16 protein-coding genes and 1 pseudogene are annotated in these 24,664 nt (G+C 70.1%); 8 read left to right on the forward strand and 9 right to left on the reverse strand.

All coding sequences use genetic code 11. From position 1 onward, the window contains the following. Window positions 1-3: 3 nt before the first annotated feature. A complete protein-coding gene (locus AB0D67_RS16275) occupies window positions 4-459 on the reverse strand; it encodes a helix-turn-helix domain-containing protein (RefSeq protein ID WP_362935191.1) in 456 nt (151 codons plus the stop codon). Window positions 460-842: 383 nt separating this feature from the next. On the opposite strand from AB0D67_RS16275, the gene AB0D67_RS16280 reads away from it, so the two are divergent. From AB0D67_RS16280 to AB0D67_RS16290, 3 genes are all read left to right on the forward strand, one after another. Further along, complete coding sequence (locus AB0D67_RS16280) at window positions 843-1,529, forward strand: response regulator transcription factor (protein WP_362935194.1); 687 nt, start codon at window positions 843-845, stop codon at window positions 1,527-1,529. Between the two features lie 10 nt (window positions 1,530-1,539). Beyond that, a complete protein-coding gene (locus tag AB0D67_RS16285; RefSeq protein ID WP_362935197.1) occupies window positions 1,540-3,030 on the forward strand; it encodes a HAMP domain-containing sensor histidine kinase in 1,491 nt (496 codons plus the stop codon). 177 nt (window positions 3,031-3,207) lie between these two features. Continuing rightward, a complete protein-coding gene (locus AB0D67_RS16290) occupies window positions 3,208-4,353 on the forward strand; it encodes a serine hydrolase (protein ID WP_362935200.1) in 1,146 nt (381 codons plus the stop codon). A 158-nt stretch (window positions 4,354-4,511) separates the two neighbouring features. Here the strand turns inward: AB0D67_RS16290 and AB0D67_RS16295 are convergent, their stop codons facing one another. The 5 genes from AB0D67_RS16295 to AB0D67_RS16315 all read right to left on the reverse strand — a co-directional run bounded on the left by AB0D67_RS16295 (window position 4,512) and on the right by AB0D67_RS16315 (window position 16,211). Next, window positions 4,512-5,609 carry a hypothetical protein gene (locus AB0D67_RS16295; RefSeq protein ID WP_362935203.1) on the reverse strand — a complete coding sequence of 366 codons (1,098 nt, stop codon included), beginning with the start codon at window positions 5,607-5,609 and terminating at the stop codon, window positions 4,512-4,514. A 214-nt stretch (window positions 5,610-5,823) separates the two neighbouring features. Further along, window positions 5,824-8,028 carry a DEAD/DEAH box helicase gene (locus AB0D67_RS16300; RefSeq protein ID WP_362935206.1) on the reverse strand — a complete coding sequence of 735 codons (2,205 nt, stop codon included), beginning with the start codon at window positions 8,026-8,028 and terminating at the stop codon, window positions 5,824-5,826. A gap of 40 nt (window positions 8,029-8,068) precedes the next feature. Next, window positions 8,069-9,406: a BREX system ATP-binding protein BrxD gene (brxD, locus tag AB0D67_RS16305; protein ID WP_362935209.1), complete on the reverse strand. Its 1,338-nt coding sequence runs from the start codon at window positions 9,404-9,406 to the stop codon at window positions 8,069-8,071. Next, window positions 9,403-12,363, reverse strand: coding sequence for a BREX-2 system phosphatase PglZ (gene pglZ / locus AB0D67_RS16310; protein ID WP_362935212.1), 2,961 nt, complete (start codon window positions 12,361-12,363; stop codon window positions 9,403-9,405). The genes brxD and pglZ overlap by 4 nt, the downstream gene beginning before the upstream one ends. Further along, window positions 12,360-16,211, reverse strand: coding sequence for a hypothetical protein (locus AB0D67_RS16315; RefSeq protein WP_362935215.1), 3,852 nt, complete (start codon window positions 16,209-16,211; stop codon window positions 12,360-12,362). The genes pglZ and AB0D67_RS16315 overlap by 4 nt, the downstream gene beginning before the upstream one ends. Window positions 16,212-16,556: 345 nt before the next feature. On the opposite strand from AB0D67_RS16315, the gene AB0D67_RS16320 reads away from it, so the two are divergent. Together AB0D67_RS16320 and AB0D67_RS16325 are read left to right on the forward strand one after the other, a co-directional pair. After that, window positions 16,557-17,870, forward strand: a complete 1,314-nt coding sequence (locus tag AB0D67_RS16320) for an ATP-binding protein (protein ID WP_362935218.1) — start codon at window positions 16,557-16,559, stop codon at window positions 17,868-17,870. Then, window positions 17,806-18,447, forward strand: coding sequence for an RloB family protein (locus AB0D67_RS16325; RefSeq protein ID WP_362935221.1), 642 nt, complete (start codon window positions 17,806-17,808; stop codon window positions 18,445-18,447). Before AB0D67_RS16320 ends, AB0D67_RS16325 begins: the two co-directional genes overlap by 65 nt. 163 nt (window positions 18,448-18,610) lie before the next feature. Here the strand turns inward: AB0D67_RS16325 and AB0D67_RS16330 are convergent, their stop codons facing one another. Continuing rightward, a complete protein-coding gene (locus AB0D67_RS16330) occupies window positions 18,611-19,015 on the reverse strand; it encodes a type II toxin-antitoxin system PemK/MazF family toxin (RefSeq protein WP_362935224.1) in 405 nt (134 codons plus the stop codon). Between the two features lie 267 nt (window positions 19,016-19,282). Between AB0D67_RS16330 and AB0D67_RS16335 the strand changes: the two are divergent. Continuing rightward, a pseudogene (locus tag AB0D67_RS16335) lies at window positions 19,283-19,501 on the forward strand (transposase); the annotation flags it as partial. Window positions 19,502-19,575: 74 nt separating this feature from the next. Here AB0D67_RS16335 and AB0D67_RS16340 read toward each other — a convergent pair. Then, on the reverse strand, window positions 19,576-20,298 hold the full coding sequence (locus tag AB0D67_RS16340) for an ATP-binding protein (RefSeq protein ID WP_362935227.1): 723 nt from the start codon (window positions 20,296-20,298) through the stop codon (window positions 19,576-19,578). Between the two features lie 359 nt (window positions 20,299-20,657). Here AB0D67_RS16340 and AB0D67_RS16345 point away from each other — a divergent pair, with 359 nt between their 5' ends. Beyond that, window positions 20,658-21,479: a helix-turn-helix transcriptional regulator gene (locus tag AB0D67_RS16345; RefSeq protein WP_362935230.1), complete on the forward strand. Its 822-nt coding sequence runs from the start codon at window positions 20,658-20,660 to the stop codon at window positions 21,477-21,479. Beyond that, complete coding sequence (locus AB0D67_RS16350) at window positions 21,470-21,682, forward strand: DUF397 domain-containing protein (RefSeq protein WP_362935233.1); 213 nt, start codon at window positions 21,470-21,472, stop codon at window positions 21,680-21,682. Before AB0D67_RS16345 ends, AB0D67_RS16350 begins: the two co-directional genes overlap by 10 nt. A 62-nt stretch (window positions 21,683-21,744) precedes the next feature. Here AB0D67_RS16350 and pglX read toward each other — a convergent pair whose 3' ends face one another. Beyond that, window positions 21,745-24,606 (reverse strand): BREX-2 system adenine-specific DNA-methyltransferase PglX, encoded by a 2,862-nt coding sequence (gene pglX / locus AB0D67_RS16355; protein WP_362935252.1) that lies wholly within the window; start codon window positions 24,604-24,606, stop codon window positions 21,745-21,747. Between the last annotated feature and the right edge of the window lie 58 nt (window positions 24,607-24,664).

Consider the following 24,664-nt stretch of genomic DNA (forward strand, 5'->3'; position numbering starts at 1 on the left):
CGGTCAGATGCCCAGTTCTTGGCCTAGCGTGGCAAGCCGGTCAGCGGCGCTTCGCCGCTTGGCGTCGTCTCGCCGCTTGTACTCCTGGAGATCCTGGCAAGTTATCCGTCGGTGCCTGCCGACCAGCCGGAATGGGATTTCTCCAGATTCCAGCAACTTGATCAGATAAGGGCGCGAGACGTTCAGCATCTCCGCTGCCTGCTGAGTGGTCAACTCGGCATGCGAGGGCATGACGGTGACACCGCGTCCATCTGCCGCCTGAGCAAGGATGAAGGCGAGCAGGCTCACGGCCTCACGGGGCAGGATCACCGCGTCTTCACCGCCATGCTCACTCGTGACCGGGACGACCGTCTCCTCGGGATGCCGCATGAGGTAGTCCTTGATGCGGCGCATGGCACGCGCGGCCACCTCGGCGTCGATGGTGCCCGGATGTACGCGTTTGGCCTGGACATTTGCCATGGTGACACCTCCTCATTCGCAGTATCCGCAACAGCCGAAGCGAACGCAACCTGAAGATTCGTCGGCCTGACCTCCAACGGCCGGCCCCTGCGCGGAGGCCTTACCGTGGGCATCACTGTGGTCCGCCTGCTTGTGGCCATGCGCTACAGGACGGGTGGCGGCGAGGTCGCTCGTCCGGGTGACGCCCGGAAGGCGTTGTCAGGGCCTACGCTGTCGATCAAGGCCCCGTGTGGTTCTCCGGTTCCCCGCGGCTGCGGACGGCCGGTGATGACCGTTCGCGCGCGGTTCGGCCGGGAGGACTCCGGGGCATCGCGAGGTTCCGGGAGGTCCGGCCCTCGGTGAACCCGCGCGCCGCCCCCGACACCGTGTACGAGAGCGTTCCGATGGCCCGATACCGAATCCTCGTCGTCGACGACGACCCGGCGATCCTGCGTTCCCTCCGGCGCGGCCTGACCCTGGAGGGCTTCGACGTGGAGACCGCGGACTCGGGGGAACGGGCGCTGGAGCTCGCCCGCGACGCCGCGCCGGACGCGGTCGTCCTCGACGTGTCGATGCCCGGCCTGTCGGGGATCGAGGTGTGCGCCCGCCTGCGGACCCGGGACTGGCAGACGCCGGTGCTGATGTTGTCGGCCATGGACGAGGTGGCCGACCGGGTCGCCGGGCTGGCGGCCGGAGCCGACGACTACGTCGTCAAGCCGTTCGAGCTGGAGGAACTGGTACTGCGGCTGCGCGCCCTGCTGCGCCGGGCCGGTCGCCTCCCCGGTACGGTGGTCCGGGTGGGCCCGCTGACCGTCGATCCGCAGGCCCGCCGGGTCACCGTGAACGGCCGCGAGGTCGGGCTGACCAGACGCGAGTTCGACCTGCTGGAGGTGCTGGCGCTCAACGCCGGCATCGTGCTGTCCCGGGCGGTGCTGCTGGAGCGGGTCTGGGGATACGAGTTCGAGGTGACCGGCAACGCCGTGGACACCTTCGTCGGATACCTGCGGCGCAAACTGGAGGCCGGGGGCGAGCCGCGCATGGTGCACACGGTGCGCGGCGTCGGCTTCGTGCTGCGCGACCCGTCCCCGTGAGGTCCATGCCATGAGATCCGTGCCCAAGAAGCTGTCCACGCGGTTCGCCCTCCTCTTCGCCGTCCTGGTGCCGCTCCTGGTGCTGCTGGCCGGGGTGCTCGTGCTGAACCTGGTCTCCGGCGACCTGCGCGCCGAGCGGGACAGGCAGCTCACGGCCCGGTTGCGGGCGCTTGCGCCGACGGCCTCCGCGTACTCGTGGCGGGCCCGGATCCTGCCCGAGCTTCCCCCCGACTTCCTCAGGCAGCGGCTCGCCGCCGCCGCGGCCGGAGCCGAGGGCGTGGGCGGGATCCGCCTCGACGTCGCCGGCGCCGAGCCGCTCGTCATCGGGGACGCGCCGACCGCGCCGCCGGGCACCGGTACCGGTGCGGCCGCGCCGCCGGGCACCGGCACGGGTACGGCCGGCCCGGCCGACCTCGTCGCCGACGGGCGGCGATGGCGGTTCGTGACCGCCGCCCTGGGGGTGGAGGGCCGCAGCGCCCGGCTGTCGGTCTTCGAGCCGGACGAGCGCCTCGCCGGACAGCTGGCGCTGCTCCGACGGCGGCTGGCGGTCACCACGCTGCTCGCGGCGGCGGCGGGCGCCGTCGCGGGGTTCGGCCTCGGCAGGTTCGCGGTGCGGCCGCTGGCGGCGCTGCACCGGCAGGCACGGACGATCGACCTGCCTCCGCGGGCGGGAACCCGGCTGACGACCACCTCCGGGGTCGCCGAGATCGACGAGCTGGCCCAGGTGCTCAACCGGCTGCTGGACCGGCGTGACGCGGCGGTCGCGCGTACCGGTGAGGCGCTGGAGGCCGCCCGCGCCTTCGCGGCCACCGCGGCGCACGAGCTGCGCACCCCGCTGACCAGCATGGGCACCAATCTCTCCCTCCTCGGACACCCCGGACTCGACCCGCGAGAGCGGTCCGAGATCGTCGCGGACCTGGCCGCGGAGCACGGCCGGACGCACCGGCTGATCACGATGCTGCGGCGGCTGGCGCAGGGGGAACTGCTGGATCCCGCGACCTTCACCGACGTGGAGCTGACCGAGGTCGTGACGGCCGCGGTCGAGGACGCCCGGCGGCGGCATCCCCATGCCGTGATCACCGTCTCGACGGCGGACGACGTGCCCGTGCGGGGATGGGCGGAGGGGCTCCGGGTGATCGCCGACAACCTGCTCGACAACGCCGCGGTCCACGGCGCCGACGGCCACGGCCGCGCCGAGGTCACGGTCACCCTGTCCGCCGACGGAGGGACCGCCGTGCTCTCCGTCCGGGACGGCGGTCCCGGGATCGCCCCGGCCGACCGGGAGCGGGTCTTCACCCGCTTCCACCGCCGCGCGGGCAGTCCCGGCTCCGGGCTCGGCCTCACCCTGGTCCGCCAGCAGGCGACGCTGCACGGCGGCACCGCCGCCGTGGCCGAACCGGGTTCCACCTCCGGAACCCGGATCGAGGTACGGCTTCCGATGGGCCACGGCGGTCCGGCTGAGACGGCAGGGACGGCCGGAACCCGGTCCTGGCTGGAGTGACGGCCGGGGGGACCGGCCGGTGGGGACGCCCGGAACCGGGCGGAACCGCGCGTCCGGGGCTTGCCAGAGAACTGCCATGAAACCCCGACATCATGTCCGGCCGGGAGCCGGGCGTTCCGAGCCCGCTCCCTCCATGCCTTCCGTACCCTGATCCGACCATTTCCCTGGAGCGCTGGAATGCCCAAGAGACTCCTCGCCGTCTGCGCGGCCGCGGCCGCCCTGGCGTTCGCCGTCCCGGCGGCCCCCGCTGTGGCGGTGCCGGTTCCCTCGTCATCCGTACGGCAGGCCCCCGCCGAGCCGCCGGCCGCGTCCGACCTCGTGCGGCCGTCGGGGAAACCGGTCACGCTGCGCAGCGCGCCCCGGAAGCTCTCCGTCAGCTACACCTTCGACGGGAGGACGTACACCCTCGACGACTTCCTCACCCGCTCGAAGGCCGACGGATTCGTCGTGCTCGACAACCAGAAGATCGTGTACGAGCGGTACAGGGACGCCGGCCGCGACACGCGCTTCCAGTCGTGGTCGGTCGGGAAGTCCTTCACCTCGGCCGCGGTCGGCATCGCCCTGCGGGAGAGGCGCATCCGCTCGATCGACGACCCGGTGACCAGGTATCTCCCCGAGCTGAAGGGCTCGGGCTACGACGGCGTGTCCATCCGCGACCTCCTGCGGATGTCGTCGGGGATCGAGTGGGACGAGAAGACCGACGTGCCGAAGGTGCACCTGGCGGCCCTGCGTGGCCGGTCGGTCAAGGATCTGGCGGCGCGGCGGGTGAACGGCTGGAAGCCCGGCACCAGGTTCGAGTACACCAGCATGAACTCCTTCGTGCTCGCCAGGCTGGTGAGCCGGGCGACGGGCGTGCCGTACCACGACTACGTCGAGAAGAAGATCTGGAAGCCCGCCGGCATGGAGTCCACCGCCAGCCTCACCCATGACGGCGACGGCGACAGCCTCGGCTACTGCTGCTACTACGCGACCGACCGCGACTTCGCCCGGTTCGGCCTGCTCTACATGAACGGCGGCAAGGCGCACGGCCGCCAGGTGGTGCCGGCCTCCTGGGTCAGGGAGTCGACCAGGCCCTCCGCCTCCTTCAACCCCGCCTACGGCCTGCACTGGTGGCTCGGAGATGGCGGCGAGGGCGACTTCATGGCCGCGGGCTTCGGCGGGCAGTACATCTACGTCTCGCCCGGGAAGCGGGTCGTCATCGTCAAGTCGTCCGCCTCCGGCTCCCCGGGCGAAGGGGACGGCGGACTGTCCCAGCCGGCGGACCAGGGCGAGACCCTGACGGCGTTCCGCGCGATCGCCGCCGAGGTGGCGAGGACCCGCTGACGACGCGACGGCGACCCGCCCCGAGCGGTCGTACCGGCCCGATCGCGGCCGGTACGACCGCGACGGCGCCGGTCGTGGGGCCGGGCGGAGCGGGAAGCCCCCGGCGGGCCGACTCAGCGGGCCGGGCAGGGCGGGAAGCCCCCTCCCGGCGGGCCGGCTCAGCCGCCGAACGCCGGATAACCCGGCAGCGGGGTCACCTTCCATGGGCCGGCCACCTCGCGCAGCAGCAGGCGCATCGTCTCGGCGAACGCCGGGAACTCCGTCAGCGCGCTCGCCGTCTCCCAGCGGTGCCGGATCACCTGCCGCATCGTCGCCACCGGCCGCCGGGTCCGGTGCATGAGCCGGTCCTCCTCCGTCACCCGGGGCAGCAGGAACGTCGTCGTGTGCGCCGTCCAGACGGCGACGGCCCGGCGGACTCCGGCGTTCCACACCGCGTCGTCGGCCAGCGCCGGGTAGATCGTGACGACCTCCGCCCGGTACGTCTCCTCGATCTTCTCGGCCATGCCGTCCGGCAGGGTGAAGACGCACCAGCAGGAGGAGAAGGGCATCCGGCAGTACGCGGCGGTCAGGAAGACCGACTCGTAGGCCGCCGACTCGAAGTCGATCAGCCGGAGACCGTCGTCGGTGAGCAGGTTGTTGTCGGGGCAGGTGTCACCCGGGGTGAAGGCCGGGTACTCGTCGTGCTCCACCGTCCCGGCCAGCGCCAGGTCCTCGGCCAGCCCGGGCGGAGCGGCGAGGCCGAGCTCGTCGAGCAGTTCGGACAGCCGGGGGGCGAGCGCCGGAATCCACGGCTCGTCCTCCACCGGGGGCGCGCCGTGCCGGGCCCGGTCCGCCATGAGCCCGCCGTACCGGGCCCGCAGCTCCGTGAAGTCGGCCCGATGGGGCACCGACGCGGCGGCGAGCCGGCCGAGCCCGCCCGACCAGGCCAGCAGCCCGTCGGCGGCGTCCTCGGGGTCGTCTCCGAGGAGCACGTCGGCGAGGGTCGGCGCGGTCCCGAGGTCGGACATCACCACGAGCGGGACGGCGGGGTCCACGCCCAGCAGTTCGGGACCGGCCAGGCCCAGCGAGAGCCCGGCGGCCTCCGCGGTGAAGCCGTACAGCGCGTCGGGTTCGGCGGCGTACGCCTTGACGACCACGCTTCCCCCGCCGGCCGTACGGCAGCGCAGCACGGTGCTGCGGGGGTTGCCGCCCAGATCGACCGGATCGGACAGCTCGACGCCCGCCGCCTCGCTCGCCGCGCGCAGGATCGCTTCCATGGGGGATCTCCTCGGGGCCCCGGGCGAGACTCCGCCGTCCTCGCCGGGGTCGTGCAGTACGGCGGCCGGATGGCCGTCCCCCGGGGGTCGTTCCCGGGGGCAGGAAGGATCCTGCCGCGCCGCCGCCGGGATATCCACCGATATACCCTCGGCCGGTCATGTCTTGGCCGCCGTGCCGAGCCGGCCCTGGAAATCCGCGGTTCCCTGGAAACCGTCAGGGCGCCGACGCTCGGACCATGAAGCGCTGTAATTCTCCCAAGACGGCGGCTGCTCCGTCGATGTCGGCCAGCCGGGCGGCCAGGGTGCGCTCGGCGAGCCGCGCGGGGAGGGCCGCGGTGAACTTCAAGCCCGTCAGGGCATCGGGGGCGGGCGTGGGAAGGCTCAGCCTCTCCGCCGCGTCGCGTACGGCACGGGCCCAGCTCTCCCTCGACACATCCGGCCGGAGCCGCAGCCAGGCGTCGGTGGCCTCCTGTACGGGGTCGGTCACTGACGAAAGGGTGCTCCGCAGGGTCATGTTGGCGCGGTATCCGGCCCAGGTCCACCAGCGGACGTCGTCCCCGCGCACGATGACCGTCCCACCCGGGTGGACGGCGTCCACGTGGTGTTCCCGTGCGTCGGCCAGAGCTTCGACGGCGCGACGGGTGAGCCGTACGGGAGGGTCCGCGCCCAGAAGCACCTGCCTCACGGCCCGCATGAGCTGGAAGGAGGAGCCTCTCGGTGAGCCGCCCGACTGCCATCGGGCGCGTCCACCGCGCTCAGCGGCCTCGACATGGCATCGGCGGCGCTTCCAGTCGGTCCAGGTGACATGCCAGCTCCGGCCCGCGAGCAGCAGCAGGCGAGGTCCTTCCCGCCGGTCGGAGAGCAGCGACGGGTCGACACGGCCGATCTCCGCCCGGCCGTGCAGGACGGTGAACTGTGGCGAGGACGTGAAGACGCTGGTGAGTTCCATGAAGTTACGGTGACCGAAGGCGTTCTCCGCCGCGGGACCGATGAAGAGCATGCCGCCGTCGGTCTCGATGAACCCCGTGTCCAGAAGATGCCGCAGGATCGGTGCCGCCGCGGCGCCGGAGGGGCCGAAGGGCTCCAGGCCGGGCCACCATTCCGGCCATGTGTGATCTCCGATCCGGCGTTCCTGGAGGCACAGGGCGAGGAGTTGCTGCGCGACGATGTGCCGCGGTTCGGGTGGTGGTGTGACCGGTTCCACCCAGTGACGTCCCCACAGGTGCAGAAGCCCCGCGGCGGAGAGCAGCCCTTCGTCGTCGTCGGCCAGGAAGAGGCAGTTGCGCGTCGAGCCGGGCCTTCTGCCGGTACGGCCCATCCGCTGCAGGAATGAGGACACCGTGGCGGGCGCGTTGATCTGGATGACCCGGTCCAGGTCCCCGACGTCCAGGCCGAGTTCCAGCGTGGAGGTGGAGACGATGACGCAGTTCCGCGCCTCGGCGAAGGCGTGTTCGGCTCGGCGGCGCTCCTCGGCGGACAGCGATGCGTGGGAGAGGAACGTCGTCACGCCCAGGGCTCGTAGGAGCGCCCCCAGTTCCTCCACCACGCGTCTCGAATCGCAGAAGACGAGCCTTTTCTCCCCGCGGTGCAGGGCCGCGATGACTTTGGCCGCGTTGGCCAGGGACCCGACGTGATCGAGCTCCACGTCGCCCGCGGGCGGACCGGCGTGGCCGGTTTCCACGTCACCTGCGGGCCGGCCGGTTTCCAGGGACCCGGATACGGGTGGAGCAGGGGAGGCCCGCTCGGAGGGGAAAGGCCGCTCGTCCGGTGTGACCACCCGCGCCGCGCGGCTGCCGCGCCCGGACCCCTGAAGCCAGGCGAGGAGTTCGTCGGGGTTTCCGACCGTCGCGGACAGGCCGACGCGCTGGATCGGCCGTCCCGAGACCCGGGCCAGGCGTTCCAGCACGCACAGCAGATGCCAGCCCCGGTCATCCCCAGCGAAGGAGTGGACCTCGTCCACCACGACGGCACGCACTCCGGCGAGGAACACCGTGTGGTCCACCTTGGTGCTGACGAGCATGGACTCCACAGACTCCGGGGTCGTCAGCAGGACGTCGGGAGGATCACGCAGGACGGCGGCACGCCGGGCGGAGGTGACGTCCCCGTGCCACAGGGCGACGCGGCGGCCGAGCCACCCGGCGTACCGCTCCAGACGCGGCAGCAGGTTGTTCAGCAGCGCCTTGATCGGGCAGACATAGAGCACCGAGATGCCCCGCCATCCCTCCTCGGCCATCATCGACAGCAGAGGGAACACCGCGGCCTCGGTCTTCCCCCCGGCGGTCTGCGCGAGGAGCAGGACGTCCTCGCCCGCCAGCAGCGGAGGCAGGGCCTGCCGCTGGAGCGGCCGCAACGAGGACCAACCGAGCGTGTTGACGATGTGGTGCACCAGCGTCGGATGCAGCGGAACCGGCTCGCTCACCGGTGCACCGTCCCGGTGCCTGCGGTCCCGGTCACGGCGGTCACAGGTCCAGTTCCACGGCGTCCGCGGACACCGCGCCATGCCCGGAGGGTGCGCCGTACCCCGCGACGGCGTTGCGTTCCACCTCGGTCAGCTCCGTGGAGGACAGCGTGGGCGCGTAGTGCCGGCGCGGGTCGAAGTCCGCGAACTGGTCGACGCGGTCCATGACGTCGACGAGCTTGCGCAGGAACAGGCGGGGGGCGACCCCCACCTGGCCGCCCAGTTCCCCGGTCACCGCGCGGCCGAGGTCCGCCACGTAGGCGTCGTCCACCACAGAGGCGACGCGGCCGGGCGAGGAGGCCCCGCCCGCGTAGAGGTCGCGGACTTTCGTTCCCAGCTCACCGAGGGACGACAGGGTGAAGCCCGGCAGCCGGATCTGGACGGCCCGCGGGTTGTCGAAGCGCGGGTCGCCGGTGAAGTCGGTGGCCAGCCGCTGTGCGAGAGGAGCCAGCCGCTGCGCCCCCTGTGGCCCCTCGAAGAAGGCGGGCGTTCCGGTGATCAGCAGATAGAGCCCCGGGAAGCGGCCGGAGTGCACCTCGTCGATGAGCTGCCGCAGAGAGTTGAGCGCCTTGTCCCGGGCGTCCGAGCGGACCCGCTGCAGGGTCTCCACCTCGTCCAGCACGAGCACCAGGCCGGGATGTCCGGAGTCACGCAGTACGGCCAGCAGCCCCTGGACGAAACCGAGCGCGCCGAAGTGATCGAGATCGCCGCGTACGCCGGCCGTACGGCGGACGGAGGCGGCGACGTTCGGCTGCCCGCCGAGCCACGCCAGGATCGCGTCGGCGGTCGCCGCGTCCCCGGCGGTGGACGCGGCGCGGTAGCCGCGCAGGGCCGCGGCGAAGGTGGGAGCCGAGCGGCTCACCTCGGCCAGGCGTTCGGTGAGCAGTTCCTCGACGGCTTCACCGAGCGCCGACGGCTCGGCGCCGGCGGTGAGGGCGTCCTCCTCCAGCACGTAGAACCAGGCGTCGACGACGGACCGCAGTGCGCTGGGCGGGTAGCTCGCGGTGGCCAGACGCTCGGTCAGCCGCCGGTAGACGGTCTCCAGCCGGTGCAGGGGAGTCTCGTTCTCCGACACCTGCACCTCGGCCGCAGCCATCCCCCTGCGCTTGGCCTGCTCGGCCAGCCAGCGGGTGAAGAAGGTCTTGCCCGAGCCGTACTCGCCGCGGACCGCCTTGAAGACCGAGCCGCCCGAGGCCAGCGTGCCGAGCTCGTCGGCCACGGTGGTCTCGAACCTGCCTAGGCCGACCGCCAGCAGGTCGAGACCCGCCTGCGGGACCGCGCCCTGCCGGAGCGCGTCGATGACCTCGCGTCGCCGGGCGGCGCTCACCGGAACGCTCATCGCTCCGCCGCCCCGAGTGCGGGCCGGGAGCCGAGACCGAACTGCTCCCTGAGGAGGTGCGGGTCGAGTCGCGCGCTGCGCCCGTTGTCGGTGATGGACAGCACCGGATAGTTGTCGACGTTGAGGACCCTCTGGAGGGTCGCCACGAATCCCGCCGCCCGCACGGGATGCTCCCCGGCGCTCTCGGCGACGACGGGCAGGGGCAGAGGCCCGCCGGCGCCCAGCAGGGCGAGCAGGACGGCGCGGATCTTGGCCTTGGGCACCCGGCGGGGCGTCATCTGGTGTTGCGCGGCGAAGATCTCGGTGGCGAGCAACTCGGCGACGAGAGCTTCGTCCCCGTTCGGCGCGGGCGCGGTCGGAGCCGCACCGGTCCCGGGCCGTCCGGTCGCCACGAGGCCACCCGAGCCCCCGGTCCCACCGGGTGTCTCCGGCACGTCCAGATCGTCGAACAGCGTCGGGCCCGCCGGGACGTCGGCTGACTTCCTGCCCCTGCGCCGGGGCCCGACCGGCATCCGGGCCTCCTGTGGTTCCGGGACCTGCGGCGTCTCAGCCGCCTCCGCCTCCAGGGACCACCACTCGGGCCGCTGGTCGGGAAGGGCTCGCCACCCGGCCGGGACGGACGAGCCGAACGGCAGGAACGCCAGCAGGGGGATCGTGACCTCTGCGAGTGACGCGCCACCGTGGTAGCCGGCTTTGGCGGGAAGATAGCGGAGCCCGGGGTCCCACAGGGCGACGATCCGCCCACCGGCGACTCGGGGACCGGAGAGCTCCACCTCGCCGTCACCGGCCGGCTCGGCCGACTCCCGGTGGCGGGCCGAGGGGGCGCCCGGAACGGCCCGCAGGGTCCCGTTCCGCTCCAGTACGTGGCCGTGGTCGCTCGTCAGGATGACCGCCCTGCCCTGGAAGCGCGCGAACTCCAGCAGGGTGCGCAGAGCGCCGATGTCGGAGAGCGTCCACGCGTCGTCGATCCGGCCCCGGCCTCTGTCGAGGGTGTCGTCGATCGTGTTGAGCACCACGCCCACGTGGACCGACTCGTCGCCCAGTGCCTCGGTGAGGTCCTCGCCCAGGGATCGGCCCGCCTCGCCGGAGAGGCTGCCCTTGTGGAAGAGCCTGACCGGTCTCCCGCCCCAGAACGGGTGGCTCTCGAACGCCTTGCGCTCGTCGGCCGCGCCGCCCGCGGTCAGCCGGGCGGCGAACAGGCTGGCCCGGGAGACCCTGGTGACGGTGGGCAGTGCCGCCACGACCGCGCGCCTCCGGGCCCGGCCGGTGGCGCGCGGCACCGGGTCGTACTCCTCCCAGTTCTGCGCCCGCAGCTCTTCCGCCAGCTCGGTGGCGACGGCGGCGCTCATCCCGTCCAGGACGACGAACAGCACCGGCCGCCGGTGGTCCGCGGCGTCGGTGACCAGGGGCGCCACCACGCGGGGGAGCAGGGTGTCGACGGTGAGCAGGTCACCAGGGCCGGTGGCGGCCCAGGAGGCGAGTTTCGCGGCGAACGCCTCGTTCAGCGCGCGCCCCCGGTCGAGGACGAGATCGTGCAGTCTCCGGTAGGCGTCCTTGAGCGCCGCGCTGCGCGGCTCGCCGAGCCAGACGTCGTCCCTGGCGCGGTCGACCCACCCCCACTCGTCGATCTGCGCCTGTACGGCGACGCCGACCCCACTGACCTGCGACGCCGGGTCGTACGGTCGCCACAGCCACCGCACGAGCCGCTGGGCCATCTCGGCGCGGCGCACCCGGTGGTGCCGCTTGCCGGCCAGGGTGTGCGTCCGCAGCCGGGAGGTGGCCTGGGCCAACGCGGCCACCCCCGACCGCACGGCCGGCTCCGCCGTACCGGCGGCCGTCGCCCCGCGGCCGGGCCGGAGTTCCTCCAGCGCGGCGGACAGCGTCTCCGCGACAACCTCGATCCGGTCCTCGAAACCCGAACGGAGCAGGTCACTGTGCCGGGCCGCCTGGCGGGCGTCGAACTGCACGAGGAGATCCTCGGCCCGGTCGAGGACCGCCTCGGCGAGCCGTGTCTCGTCCGTGGAGCCTTCCGCGCGAAGCAGCCGGGCCACCACGTCCTCCGCGGCGGCGGCGAAGCCGCGGACACTCGCATCCTCGATCGGCGGACGCGAGCCGCCCGCACGGGCCGCCGATGTGCCCAGGGCCGAGATGTAGGCGAGCACGCCTCCCTGAGCGCGCTGCGCGACGCTCTGCGCGTCGGGGTGCCACAGCGCCCCGCACAGCAGTCCCAAGGGCAGGGCGTCGCCGACGCGGTCACCGTCGACCAGCCGGAACAGGATGTCAGCGGGGTGTCCGGCGATCTCCCGGAGCCACGCCGTCAATCCCTCGCGTTCGGTGACGCGCAGGCTCCGGAACGCCTCCACGGCCACCGTGTCGGTACTCCAGAGCAGGAGCGCGGCGGCATTGGGCTCGCCGTCCGCGACTCCCTGCCGGTCGAGCCGGAGCCGCCGGGCCGCGAGTCGTCCCAGCGCGGTCTCCCGGGTCAGCATGGCGCCCGTCAGCCGCGGCCATCCGCCGGGGGGCATCGCGTCGATCAGGGCCTCGGCCGCCCATCCCTCCGCGGCCAGCCGCGGGTCCGTCTGCTGGGCGCCGAAGCTCTCCTCGACCAGCCGCCAGGGCTCCACCACGAAGACACGCTGGCGGATCACCCTGCTCAGCAGGCCGGTGCCGAGCGTGCTCTCCTCGGCGTCGGTGAGCACGGCCAATACCGAGTCGCCGTCGCGGTCCAGGTGCGCGGAGACCCGCTCCATGACCGCCAGGGGGGAGACGCACCCGGTGATGTGGACCTGTCTGCCGTCCACGGTGATCCCGGCGGGTCCGGTCCACTCGGGGTCGGCGCGGACGAGCAGCACCCGCTGGTCGCTCTGGGCGTACCTGCGCAACAGCCGGGCGATCTCCTGCTCCAGGGCGGCGGCGGTCAGTGGTAGCGGGCGGGACGCGCCCGCGGCGACGCTCACGCCCCGGCCCCGGGACGGGGCACCGGACGCATGGAGATCTCGACGACGGTGCCGGGGTCGCTCTCCGCGAGGGTGCGCGCGTGGGCGAGGAGGTCCGACAGCCGCAGCTCCAGCTCGGCACCCACCGTGGGGAGGGCGCGGGCATCGGCGATCAGCTGCGAGAGCTTCTCCTCCAGCAGCGACACCGGACCGGTGTAGACGACCTGCGTCGCGGGAGGCGGAGGAGGGGGAGGAGGCGGGTCGGACTTCAGCGCCTCGCCGATCAGCCCGGTCGCGGTGGAACCTGCCTCGGCCAGCGCCGACGCCAGCGACTGCGGCAACGTCAGCTCGTCGGCGAGCGCCACCTGCCGCAGGGTCTCCACGAGTGTCCGCCCCCGGCTTCCGTACGGCTCACGCAGCCCGCCGACCAGGGACAAGTTGTCCCAGCGGGCCGCGCGCAGGGCGGCCACCACCGCGGGGGCGCTCTTGATGCTCGCACCGACCCGCTCAGGTGCCCGCCCGACGTCGGCCGTGGCGAGTTGCTCGATGACCTCCAGCTTGTCGCGCTGTGAGCCGAGTCCGTCGAGGAGGTCGACGGCCCGGCGGGCGGTGGCCAGCCGCCCTTCCTCGGCGTTGAGGTCGAGACCGAGCAGCTCCTGATGCGCCTCCAGTTCGGCCACCAGCGCGTGCGCTGCGTCGCGGTAGCGGCGTGCCACTTCGGAGAGCTCGCGGGCGAAGATCCCCGCCAGCCGGGCCCGCCGCGCGGCCGGGGGGTTCAGACCGAGGACCTTCGCCGCCCTCTCACGTGCCGCCTCCCAGACCTCCTCCCCGGGAGGCCGCTCCTCGCGGAGCGCCATGTCCTCGCGGATCTGGGTCAGCTCGGGGCTGACCGGGCCACCGTGGTGGATCCAGGCCCGGTCGGTCTGCTCGGCGAAGCAGGCGATCACCAGGTTGGCGACGAGCCGGTCCAGGCCGCGCGCCTCGGGCCGGTCGATCCAGCCGAGCAGCGCGGAGACCTTCAGGTCGCCGGTCACCCCGTCCTGGCTCGCGCAGCGGTGGAAGTGGTGACGCCAGTGGGAACCGACGACGAAGGCGGCCTCGTGCATCTCGCCGAGCAGCAGGGGGTTGGCGATGCGGCGCATCGTGGCGCGGTGCGGCTTGTCGACCTCCACCCGCCCGTCCGGATCCTCCACGGCCCGGCGGACGTGGTCGAGCACGAGCTTGGCCTCGGCCGGTCTGACCACGGCGGCCGCTCCGACGCGGTCGGGGTCGAAGTCGGGGTGCGCCGGGAACTGGCTCGCCATCATCTGTACCGCGAGGCCCTCCATGGCGTCGTCCAAGGCCGCGCCCGCAGGCAGACGGGGGTGCAGTTCCTCCGTCAGGGAGAGCAGGTGGTCGTCGAAGCCGGTGACGACGTCGCCCTGCTGCTTGAGGGTCAGGCCGTACGTCTGCCGGAGGGTGTCGGCCAGCCTGCTCCGCAGCACGTCGCGTTGTCCGGTGAGCGTCTGGCGGGCTCGGTGCCGGTCGGTGGGGCTGAGGTCCTTGGCGACCTCCTCGAAGCGCTGCCCGTGCAGGGCGTACTCGATCGTCACGAGTTTGCGCAGGTCCTGGGCGCGCTCGGCGGACAGGGACGCGGGCACCCAGCACAGGGTGCGAGCGCGGAAGCCGCCGGAGAACATCGTCTGCACCCGGTTCCGGTCGTCGGCCGGGGTGTAGTCGCCCTCGTCGAAGGGGTAGTCGACGATGACCCGCCAGCTCGCAGGACCGGCCGGACGGAAGGCGTCGTCACGCAGGTCGTCGTGGTCGCGGACGTTGCCGAACACCACCTCCACCGAGCGCCGGCTGCCCCGCCAGACGAAGTCGAACCGGTCGCCGTCGTAGTGCCCGGTCTCCGTCACGCCCAGCTCCCGGTACAGGAGCCTGCGGATGAGGTTCTTACGGCTGCCCGCGGTGTCGGCGCCGGCGTTGCGGGCGTTCTCCAGGATCGAGTCGACGTCGACGCCGACGAGTTCCAGGCCGACGCCCGGGTCGTCGCCCCTGGTGAACTTGATCTCGTTGAACCGGCCCGCCCAGTCCTCGACCTTGCGGGCGACCACCCCGACCTCGCCGCCGGGGATCGGGCTGACGATGCTGCCGTGGTTGAGCGCCGCCAGACGGCTGGCGGTGAGGTTGCGCAGGGCCGGCACCGTCGGCGCGAGCGCCGACAGCAGCAGGGTCTTGACCAGCCTGTCGTCGCCGGTGAACGCCTTGACCCGTCCGGCCAGCCGGGGGTCGGAGGCGTCGCCGCGCCGTACCCGGGCGACCTCCTCCTCGGTGAGGCCGCCGTACTGGGCGAGCAGGTGCGGGCGGAGCTTGGTGTCGTAGAGCTTCTGCGCCGCCTCGAATTCCACCTTGAGCTTGTGGGTGAACGGCTCGTCACCGCCCTCGGTGATCACGTCATAGAGGTCGCCGAGCGGGACCAGCTCACCCAGGCGCAGGTCGTCGCGGCGGCGGATGAGGATGCGCCGCATCAGCTTCAGCGCCGTGCGGGAACGCTGCAGGGCACTGGAGATGTGCACCAGCGTGTCCATGAAGGCCGGGCTGAACGGATAGGTCCGGCGGAACGCCTCGATGTCGGCGCCGGTGGCGTCGCCCGAGCCGAGCAGGGTGTCCCACACCTCCCGCCGCACCTTGCTCGTCTGGTCGAAAGCGCGGGTCAGCGCGGCCCGCGCCTCCTCGTCCTTGGCGGCGAGGAGGCGCTGCTGGGCGATCACCGGCAGGTCGCGGTCCTCCAGGGTGATCGTGTCGAAGCGTCCCTTGGCCAGGTCGAGGGTGTCCTGGAAGCCCAGCTCGACGGCGCCGACCACCTCTTCGCCGACCAGCTCGCGCAGGTCGCGCTGGCGGGCGATGAGGCTGACGACCGGGATGGGCCGGGTCGCGTCCCCCGACTCCACGAAGTTGGTGATCTTCTGCACCTCCCGGGCCACGAACCGGGAGTCGCCCACCGAGTTGGCCAGCCACAGGATCAGCTCGTCGAGGAAGAGCACCAGGGCGTCGTAGCCGAGGTCCTTGGCGTGCGCGCTGATCTCCCGTAGGCCGCGGTCGAGGGAGACGAACCCCTCGGCGTCCTCCTTGGCGTTGGTGAAGAACCCCACGTTCCAGGTCTGCAGCAGGTCGTTCACCAGGCGGCGCCGCAGGGTGTCCCCTTCGGTCACGGTGACGGGGTGCTCGGCGTCGCGGTCGGAGGCGTCGGCGTGCGCCCCGGCGAACGCCGCGTCGAGCTTCTCCGGGGTCCAGAAGGCCGCGGTCTCGCCCCACTCGTCGGGTTCCTCGTCGCCGGGGAGTCCGCGGATGAACGCCTCGTCGCCGATCCGTCCGCGCAGGTGCCGCGCCTGCTCCAGCAGGGCGTCGGTACGGTGCACCGCCGGGATGGGGGCGCCGGGCTCGATCGACCGGACGTAGTCGACGTAGCGGCCCAGCACCCGGTGCTCCAGCGACTTGGCGTCGAGCAGGTGGAACGGTACAAGCAGGAAGCGCCTGCCGACCAGCCAGTCGTGCTTGGCCAGCAGTCCGGCGAACTCCACCCGTTCCCGCGCGGCCTTCTCGCCGCGGAGCAGGGCGTGCAGCACGGCCATGAAGTGCGACTTGCCGGCGCCGAACGAGCCGTGGAGGTAGGCGGCCTTCGAACTGTGCCCGCCGACCGCGGCCTTGATCAGCCCTAACGCGCGGTCGAAGCTCCTGAGCAGGTCGTCGGTGATGACGTAGTCGCGCAGCGTCGATTCGGCGTCGCCGACCCCCTCGGCCAGCTTGAGCACGAAATCGCTGTCGCTCATCTCCTCGGGGATGTCGATGAGGTCCCGGAGCAACGGCGGCTGGTTCGGCGACGTCATGGTCCTCACTTTTTGGTCGCGCGGAGAATTGTGAACTCACAAAGGTAGTCGGATGGGAAGGGCAGGGGGAAGAGGGAAGAGGGTCCTCTGGGGGCTAACTTACTTCTTGTCTTCTATGTCCTCCAAAGTCACTTTCTGGGGCTTTGGTTGGTTGGCTAATGGCATTTCGGGATATGGAATGCACGAAGCGTCACGCCTTCGGCCGATCGCACGGGAAGAACGGGCCCTACCCCGCCCTTGAAGGGACAACCCGAAGGGCCTTCCCGTACAGTTGCACCTGCTCATCCGCGCGGTTATTCCGTGTGAGCAGGGGAGATTCCCCATGGAAAGGAGGTCGGCGCGCCGATGTTGCTGAGCTTTCGTGTGGCGAACCATCGTTCACTCCGCGATGAACAGCAGTTGCTGCTGGTTCCCTCCGGCGACGCCGACGATCCGGATGCCGTCAACCGTGAGGCAGTCCGGGTGGCCGGGCTCTTCGGCCCCAACGCCTCCGGCAAGTCCAACGTCATCGACGCACTGGTCTACATGCGCAACATGGTGCGCGGTTCGTTCCGGGAGAGCGAGCCGGGCACCGGAATCCGCCGGCACTCCTTCGCCCTGGACCCGGATACCCGAAAGGAGCCGTCGACATATGTGGTCGACCTGCTCCTGCGGGAGATCAGGCACACCTACGGATTCTCGGTCGACGACGACAGGGTGACCGAGGAGTGGATGTACAGTTACCCGCAAGGGCAAGAAAAGGTGATATTCAACCGGCAAGGGGACGAATACTTCGAGGACGACTCCCCGGACTCGATGCGGCAGGTGCAGGAGATCACCGAGTCCAACGTCCTCTTCCTGTCCGTCGCGGCCAGATCGCGGCAGCCTGCGGTGCGGACGGTCTATCAGTGGTTCGCCAACCTCCTGGATCGCAAGCCCCTGGCGACGAGATACCCCCGCTTCCCTTCCGTCGTTGAGTACGCCGAGCGCCCCGGCTACCTCGACCGGCTGAACGCACTGCTGAGAGCCGCGGACACCGGGATCGAGTCGGCCGAGATCGTCGAGGAGTCGGAGGCGGAGTTCGCCGCGCGCTCGGCAGACCCGGCAACTGCGGACTGGTATCCGGGGCAGCGGCGTAAGAACATTCTTTTCAATCACAAGGGAGAAAGCGGCACGTTCGCCCTGGGGCTGGGAGACCAGTCCCTCGGGACGAGGACCCTCTACGAGTTGGGGCCGGCGGTCTTCCGTTCCCTCGACCGGGGGACGCCTCTTCTCGTGGACGAGCTGGACGCCAGCCTTCACCCCTATCTCTCCGCTCAGCTCGTCAAACTCTTCCGCGACCCCGTCACCAACCCCCGGGGGGCGCAGCTCGTTTTCAGCAGCCACGACACCACGCTGCTCGGCCGGATCCAAGGGGAGGAGGTGCTGCGTCGGGATCACGTCTGGTTCACCGAGAAGGACGAATGCGGGGCGACGGAGCTGTTTCCCCTCTCCGCTTTCAACGCGACGCAGGAGAACCGGGAGCGCCGATACCTCACGGGCCGCTATGGTGCTGTCCCGATCGTCAATGACGAGTTATTCGCGGCGGCGCTGGCAGCGCGCGGAGAGGCAGGCGATGTCCCCCCGGACGAGCAAATCCACGAAGGTCAGCTCCAGGACGTCCCTCACTCGGAGGGGTGACGAGAAAAGGGAGCGCGGAAGTTATCTGATCCTGGTCGAGGGGACCACGGAGAAAGGATATTTCTCCGGCATGAGATCCCGGCGCGGCCCGCAGATCGAGGTGGACGTCATCAAGGGCGACCACGTCACCAGGGTGCGAAAGGCCGTCGCCCGCGTGTCGGACGAGTACGACGCGGTGTGGTGCGTCCAGGACACCGAGCTGGACCAGACGCTCACCGACAAAATGCTCCACGAGGCCCACATGGGAAGCAAAGAGAGCAAGGACGGCAAGAAACTCCACCTCGGCCTGTCCACGCCGTGTTTCGAGTTCTGGCTGATCCTGCACCACGACGACCACCGCAAGCCGTTCCAGACGGCCGATGAGGCCAAGAGGAAGCTGAAGGACATCCTGCCGGCCTGGAGCGAGGGTGACACCCGCTTCTCCGACTTCGCCGACGGGGTCGCCGACGCCTGCGACAGGGCGCGGGAGCTCGACCGCGAGGGCGACGACCATGGGCGGAACCCCTCGACCAACGTGTGGCAGTTGACGACACTCCTCCGGGCCGATCCGGGGCGGTCCGGCCCCGACCGCCCGTGAATCCGAGAGCGGACGCCCGGCCTGCTCATCGGTGCCGGTCCTCGCTTCCCACGGGAACGCTCTAATACGCCGGCCGTAGATCGTGATCTTGTTGCTGGAGTGCGGTGGAGAGGGGGCAGCGTTCAGTCGTCGACGAGATCGAGCTGGGCAGCACAGGCGTCCGCTACTCGAGTCCTTCGAGACGGCGGGCATCTTTGATCTCGCTGATCCTGGCAGCCGTCATCGGGGTCCACTCCCTCCTCTCTCCAGCGGCACGGAGGGCTTCTCCAACCTCGCTGAGCTTTACGGAGGACAACACGCCCGCCCGCTCGATCAGGTCATCCCGGGCCACGGTGGTCAGCCATGTGCACGGAGTAAAGCCTGGACGCGGGAACGCGAACCGCAGCACGCCTTCGAAGGGCAGTCCTTCCGGGGCTCCTACGGCCACTTCAACGCCCAGGCCGCTGACGTCGACGCCCGCTGGCGCAACGACCTGCATCGCCTGAAATCCGGATGACTTCTCGTCCGAGAGCAGCACGACCGGGCGTCGCTCATCGAAGTCGACCCACCAGACTTCACCGCGTTGCATGTGTCCTCCTGGCACGAGACGGCTGGCGAACGCTGCGTGCCCCGTGCGGGACACGGAAGGGATGCGGCCCCGTCTTCGCAGGTCGTGATCGAGGGGCGGTGAAGACGGGTGCGGCACCGTTGATCATCGGTGTGTGAAGACTGAAGATCATGCGGTGGCCGCGAGTCACAGCGTAGACCCTGCCCGCTGGCAGGAGGCGTTCGAGGTCCTGATGTCCCGGGTAGCGGGCCGGTTCGCGCGGGTTGAACCCCGGCGTCGGGTGCGGACGTGAAGAAGGGCACGCACACCGTGGGTGTCCAGCGCCGGTACACCGGCACGGCCGGGAGGATCGAAAACGCTCAGGTCGCTGTCTGCCTCGTCTATGCAGGCCGCCGCGGACACGCGGCCATCGACCGCGAGCTCTACGTCCCGCGCTCGTGGACGTGCGACCCGGACCGCTGCCGGGCGGCAGGACTGGGCGAGGGCACCGTCTTCGCGACCAAGCCGGAGCCGGCCGCGCGCATGATCGGCCGGTTCCTTGACGCCGGGCACCGTGTGGGCTGGGTCGCGGGCGGAAAGGCTCAGCGGGGAAGGCTCCAACGGGCCCAGACGGTTTTGCCGGGGGTGTCGGGGAGGGGGGTGACGCCGAAGGCGTCGGAGAGGGCTTCGACGATGGTCAGGCCGCGGCCGTGGACGGCGTCGAGTCCGAGGTTCAGGCGGCGCGGCAGTTCGGGGCCGCGGTCGGTCACCTCGACCCACAGCGCCGTGTCCTCGGCTCGGAGGGTGAGCCGGACCAGGGGCTCGCCGTAGGAGACCGCGTTGGCCAGCAGTTCGCCGGCGGCCAGGACCACGTCGTCGGCGAGGCGGCCGAGGCCCCAGGCGGTGAGCGTCTCCTGCACCAGGCCGCGTGTCTTGCCGATGACCGACAGGTCGTGGGGGAGCGTCCACTGCGCGGTGCGCGGGCCGTACGGCGTTCCGGGCATCGTGCCTCCTTGTGACAGCGGTGGTGGAGCAGGCCGGTCGGCGGGGACGGGGGCGCCGTACGGCTGGGCCGCCCGTTCGGTGCCGCGCATCAGGTGTCGAAGCTCGTCCGGGGTGCGGGCGTGGACGATCAGCGGTTCCGGGGCGGGCCAGGCGGCGACGGCGTAGAAGCGGCGGGTGCCGACGCCGTACCAGACGGTCCAGGCGGGCTCGGTCTGGTCCAGACGCCGGGCGGAGTCGCGGTGGACGCCGTCCCAGCGGCCGGGCTGGGCCGCCGTGACGGGTGCGCCGCGCCGGTGCCGTCCGCGCCGGGTCAGTGACACGGGAGACTGCTGAGGGTGGTCCGGCCTGTCCGCGTGGGGGTTGCCGGAAGGTGACAAACCCGTGCCCGCGGAACGGCAGGGCCGGTCGGCCGAATGGCCGGGTCCCGCTCTTTCGACGGCCATTAATTCCTCCTTTATCCGTATATTTCCGGTGTTTCTCGCGAGCAGTTGAAAGGCGTCTCTTCTAGATAGGTGAAAGGGCTCCCGGGCGGGATCGTGCGCGAGGCGATGCCCTTCACAGCGTGCTCCCGAATGGCTACGTTGGGTATGGAAGCCGAAGCACATCAACCCGACAGCTTGTGCTGAAACTGTGTTTTTCTGTGCTTGGGCGTGTCGTTCCCCTGCCGGACGGAGCTGAAATGTCCGCATTCTCTGAAATCAGTCCCGACGCGAAGCCGCTGGAGGTATTCGGCGCCGAAGTCCGCAGATACCGCAAGCGGGCCGGCCTGACTCAGGATCGGCTGGCGGAGATCACCATGTTCAGCCAGAGCCTGATCGGCTTCATCGAGAGAGGGGAGCGCACCCCGAGCCGCAACTTCGCGCGCCTGTGCGATGACGCCCTGCGGGCGGGCGGTGAGCTGGTACGACTGTGGGAGCACGTCACCCGGGCCGCGAGCCCGCCGTGGTTCCGCGGCTGGCTGGACGTCGAGCGGGAGGCCCACACCTTGCATACCTGGCAACCGCTCGTCGTCCCAGGCCTGCTGCAGACCGAGGAATATGCCCGAGCGGTCCTGCGCGGTGAGCCGGGCATAACGGATGAGCAGGTGGAGAAGGCGGTGGAAGCCAGGTTGGAACGGCAGGGAATTCTCTCCCGTCCTCAGTCGCCGATGCTCTGGGTCGTTCTCGACGAGGTCGTCCTCCAGCGCCCCGTCGGAGGTGAGGACGTCATGCGCCGTCAGCTTGAGCGCCTTTTGGATTCTGTGGAATCCCCGCGCATCGGAATCCAGGTCGTCCCTCTGGCGCTCGGCTCCACCAAGGGGACATCGGGGGCGTTCGCCATTGCGCAGACCCAGGGACGGCCGGACACGGTATATATCGAGTCGGCGATCAACGGGCACGTGACGGACCGGCCGGAAAACGTCGAGGCGATCCGCGCGCGATATGACACCATTCGAGCTGAGGCGGACCCGCGACATGCCTCAGTCGAGCTGATCAGGAAGGCGGCGAAGTCGTGGAGCTGAGTGACGAGCTGAAGACGGCGGCTTGGCGCAAGGCCACCAAGAGTGCGTCCAACCAGGGCGACTGCCTGGAGGTCGCTCCGCTGTCCGGTGGACGGGTCGGGCTGCGGGACACCGAGGCGCCGGAGCAGGCGCCGTTCGTGGTGAGCGCGAGCGTCTGGGACGCGTTCATCGACGGTGCGAAGAAGGGCGAGTTCGACTTCTGACGTCCCGTGCGGACGAAAGGAGCCCCCGGCATTCGATGCCGAGGGCTCCTCGCTTCTGCTCGCTACTGCCTGCGGGCGCGGGCGGTCTTCGGGGGACGCCAGGCGGTGAGGTCGTCGTCGGTGAGATGCAGGCGGTCACGGGTCTGCACGAGGAAACCCTCGTAGAGGTCGGGCGGGGTGGCGCCGTACATGTGGTCGAACTCGTCGTGCCACTGTCGGACCCACGGCAGCACCTCGCGCAGGCCGGCGAGCAGCGGGGCCAGCCGCTCGGCGCCCCAGCCGTGGCTCTGCTCCCGGTCCACGACCAGGGTCGCGAGGGCCTGAGCCTGCTCGCGGTGGTCCCAGCCCGCCCAGCCGAGCAGGAGCGCCGGGTCGCCGTCGCGGCTCGCGTGCGGATAGGAGACGAACCGCTCCTTGGGGACGTCGAGCTTGCCCCGGTTACGCCAGTAAGAGGTCTTGAGGAAGTCGCCGGAGCCGTACTTCGGCGGCACCGGGATCGCGTTCCTGATCCGCCTGACCTCGTCCTCGGCCTTCCGGTGCTCGGAGCTCAGCCTGACCCACTCCGCGTGGGCGCGCTCGCGCTCCTCATCGTGTTTCCCGCCGTTCTCCGCCGCGTCGTCCGCGGCGTCGAGGGCTTCGACGACCTCCCGCTGTCGCTTCGCCGCCTCCCCGGCGGCGTCGGCCACGGCCTGCGCGGCGTCCTCGCGGCGCTGCCGCTCCCAGACGTCCTCCCAGTCGGCACGCTTGACCAGGCCGGAGTCCTTGTAACGGAGCTGGGCGAGGTACGGCACGTGCTCGTCGGCCACCAGGTCGGCGACGACCTTCTCCAGGTCCTTCCCGGGCGCGTACAGCTCGGCGACGGAGACGAAGTCGGCGTCCGGCCGGAGCAGGTCGGCGAGCTGGGCGGTGGTGAGCACGCGCGGTTGCTCGATCCCGTCCAGGTGGTGGAACCACAGCTCCCGTGCCTCACATCGGTCGAGCAGCCAGCCCCGCAGGGCCTTGGCCTGCATGGCGTCCCAGCCCTCGATGGCCCAGCGGCGCTTGCACTCGGGCTGCTCGATCAGGCCGATGTTGCGGTCGGTCTCGATGAGCGCGATCCGCCGCTCCACCACGGCGCGGTACTCGGGGGACCAGTGGTCGGGCAGCTCGACGATGGGGGTGGAGCCGTGCCGCTTGAACCACTGCGTCTCGGTCTCCCCGCGCGCCATCCTGCGCGCGAGCACGATCTCGAAGGCCCGCTCACCGAGCTTCAACTCCGGTACGGCGTCGGCCGGGGCGGTCAGGTCGTCGTCCAGCAGCCCGTAGAGGGAGTAGACCTCCCAGTCCAGTTCTTCCTGAAGCGCGATCATCTGAGCCCGAACGGAATGCCATTCGTCCTGAGCGGCCTTCAACCGCTCCCGAGCCGGCATAGCTTCTGTGGTTATTTCCTCAGCGCTAATCGTTGTTAGATGTTGGGCTAGAGAATCCAGCTTTCTGCTATTTTCCAGTGGGAGTGTTTTCGGCAATGGAAACTCGGCTAAGCGTGTTCCATTATATTGGTGATATCTTTCCCAGGCGTAGCGTCCGCTGGATCTCTCGCCACCCCTGTTTCCCTTGTCGTGGCATACTAAGTTAAGCCAGAAACATGCAGTGGAGGTATTCAGGATTCCGGTTATTTCTAAATACCTATCTTCATCCTCCTTTTCTGGTAGCGTAATTGTTACGGCAGTGTCTTTGAAGACGTTCTTCCTGCGGTCAAGTATGAAGTGATTGTGTGTCGCGACGGCCGATGTAGATATAACATAATCCGGCTTGAATCGATTGCGGAAAAACATCGAATATTCATACCAGTTCAATCCTCGGGATATTTGCGTTTTCCCAAAGGCGATCCGACTTGAAAGAATAGTGCGATATGGCCATATTAAAATATATGAGTTTCTATCTATCTTGGCTTCAAGGGTTTCGGTGTCATAGGGCCACAATGATGTTATTGGGTCGGAAAGACTCCAGTCTCTTATGGCTTCGCCTTCGACTAAAGGGCGTCGCAGTGCCTCGGGTACTCTGTGGCGGCGTAGGGCGCCTTCACCTATCATGTAGGCGCTATCTTCCCGAGTGACTGCGCCAAAGCCGATGTTAGATGCGACGCTGGTGAGGCGGGTCTTGGCTGCTCTCTCGATACACCCTAGTAGCTCTTTCGCTCCGCCTCCACTGAGGCTCCAGGGGTGCTCATTCATCTCCGAGCGCAGAACGTCTGCTGTTGAAAGCCAGTCAGATTCACTGTCTGGATGATCTATCTGGACTACTATGGATTTCCATACTAGTCCGTCCGCCGGGTTTTTGGGTTGGTGGGCCTCGCCTCGAATTCCCATGATGACGCGTATTTTTTCGCGACGCTTCCATTTCCTGCTGCGTCCAAAAATTATGACTGTGGGAGTCCCGTGGCCAGGAATGTAAGCGCCGGAACTGTCAATGATGTGGGTCAGTTCCACTTCCTTGGCGAAGAACTCCTCGATCAGGGTCTTGCCGAACTCGCGCTTCATGAACGAGTTGGACGTGATCTGCCCGACGTACCCGGCCCCCCGGCCGTCGTTGTCCGCGCGCCTCGCCAGCTCGAAGAACCGCTGGGCGAACGGCACCGACAACGCGTAGGCCCCGGCGCAGGCGCTGTAGAGGCTGCGGTACAGCGCGTTGAGCTTCTTGTCCTTGACCGTGATGTACGGAGGGTTCCCCACCACCACGTGGTAGCTGCCCTCCCGCAGGATGCCCGGGAACTCGTGGACGTCCTCGGTGTCGTACGCGAACTCGGCCAGCTCGTCCCGCGCCTCGTCCGCCCCGGCGGAACCGGCCTCCGCCGCCTGTTCGAACAGGTCCTCCTGTTCGTGCCGGACCCCGAACAGCCTGCGCTGCCCGCCCGCCATCCGCAGCACCGCCGCGTCCGTCTCCATCCCGGTACTACATTCGTAGATTTTGAGGGAGCGGATCTCCTCGTCGGCGGTAGTGGCT

This window comes from Streptosporangium sp. NPDC048047, from assembly GCF_040653115.1.
Lineage (GTDB): Bacteria > Actinomycetota > Actinomycetes > Streptosporangiales > Streptosporangiaceae > Streptosporangium.

Coding starts and splice junctions, on each gene's coding strand:
- AB0D67_RS16325 (WP_362935221.1), top strand. CDS start 17,806: ATGTCCCCCCGGACGAGCAAATCCACGAAGGTCAGCTCCAGGACGTCC.
- AB0D67_RS16315 (WP_362935215.1), bottom strand. CDS start 16,211: ATGACGTCGCCGAACCAGCCGCCGTTGCTCCGGGACCTCATCGACATC.
- AB0D67_RS16345 (WP_362935230.1), top strand. CDS start 20,658: ATGTCCGCATTCTCTGAAATCAGTCCCGACGCGAAGCCGCTGGAGGTA.
- AB0D67_RS16280 (WP_362935194.1), top strand. CDS start 843: ATGGCCCGATACCGAATCCTCGTCGTCGACGACGACCCGGCGATCCTG.
- AB0D67_RS16295 (WP_362935203.1), bottom strand. CDS start 5,609: ATGGAAGCGATCCTGCGCGCGGCGAGCGAGGCGGCGGGCGTCGAGCTG.
- AB0D67_RS16275 (WP_362935191.1), bottom strand. CDS start 459: ATGGCAAATGTCCAGGCCAAACGCGTACATCCGGGCACCATCGACGCC.
- AB0D67_RS16330 (WP_362935224.1), bottom strand. CDS start 19,015: ATGCAACGCGGTGAAGTCTGGTGGGTCGACTTCGATGAGCGACGCCCG.
- AB0D67_RS16290 (WP_362935200.1), top strand. CDS start 3,208: ATGCCCAAGAGACTCCTCGCCGTCTGCGCGGCCGCGGCCGCCCTGGCG.
- brxD (WP_362935209.1), bottom strand. CDS start 9,406: ATGAGCGTTCCGGTGAGCGCCGCCCGGCGACGCGAGGTCATCGACGCG.
- AB0D67_RS16320 (WP_362935218.1), top strand. CDS start 16,557: ATGTTGCTGAGCTTTCGTGTGGCGAACCATCGTTCACTCCGCGATGAA.
- pglX (WP_362935252.1), bottom strand. CDS start 24,606: ATGGAGACGGACGCGGCGGTGCTGCGGATGGCGGGCGGGCAGCGCAGG.
- AB0D67_RS16285 (WP_362935197.1), top strand. CDS start 1,540: ATGAGATCCGTGCCCAAGAAGCTGTCCACGCGGTTCGCCCTCCTCTTC.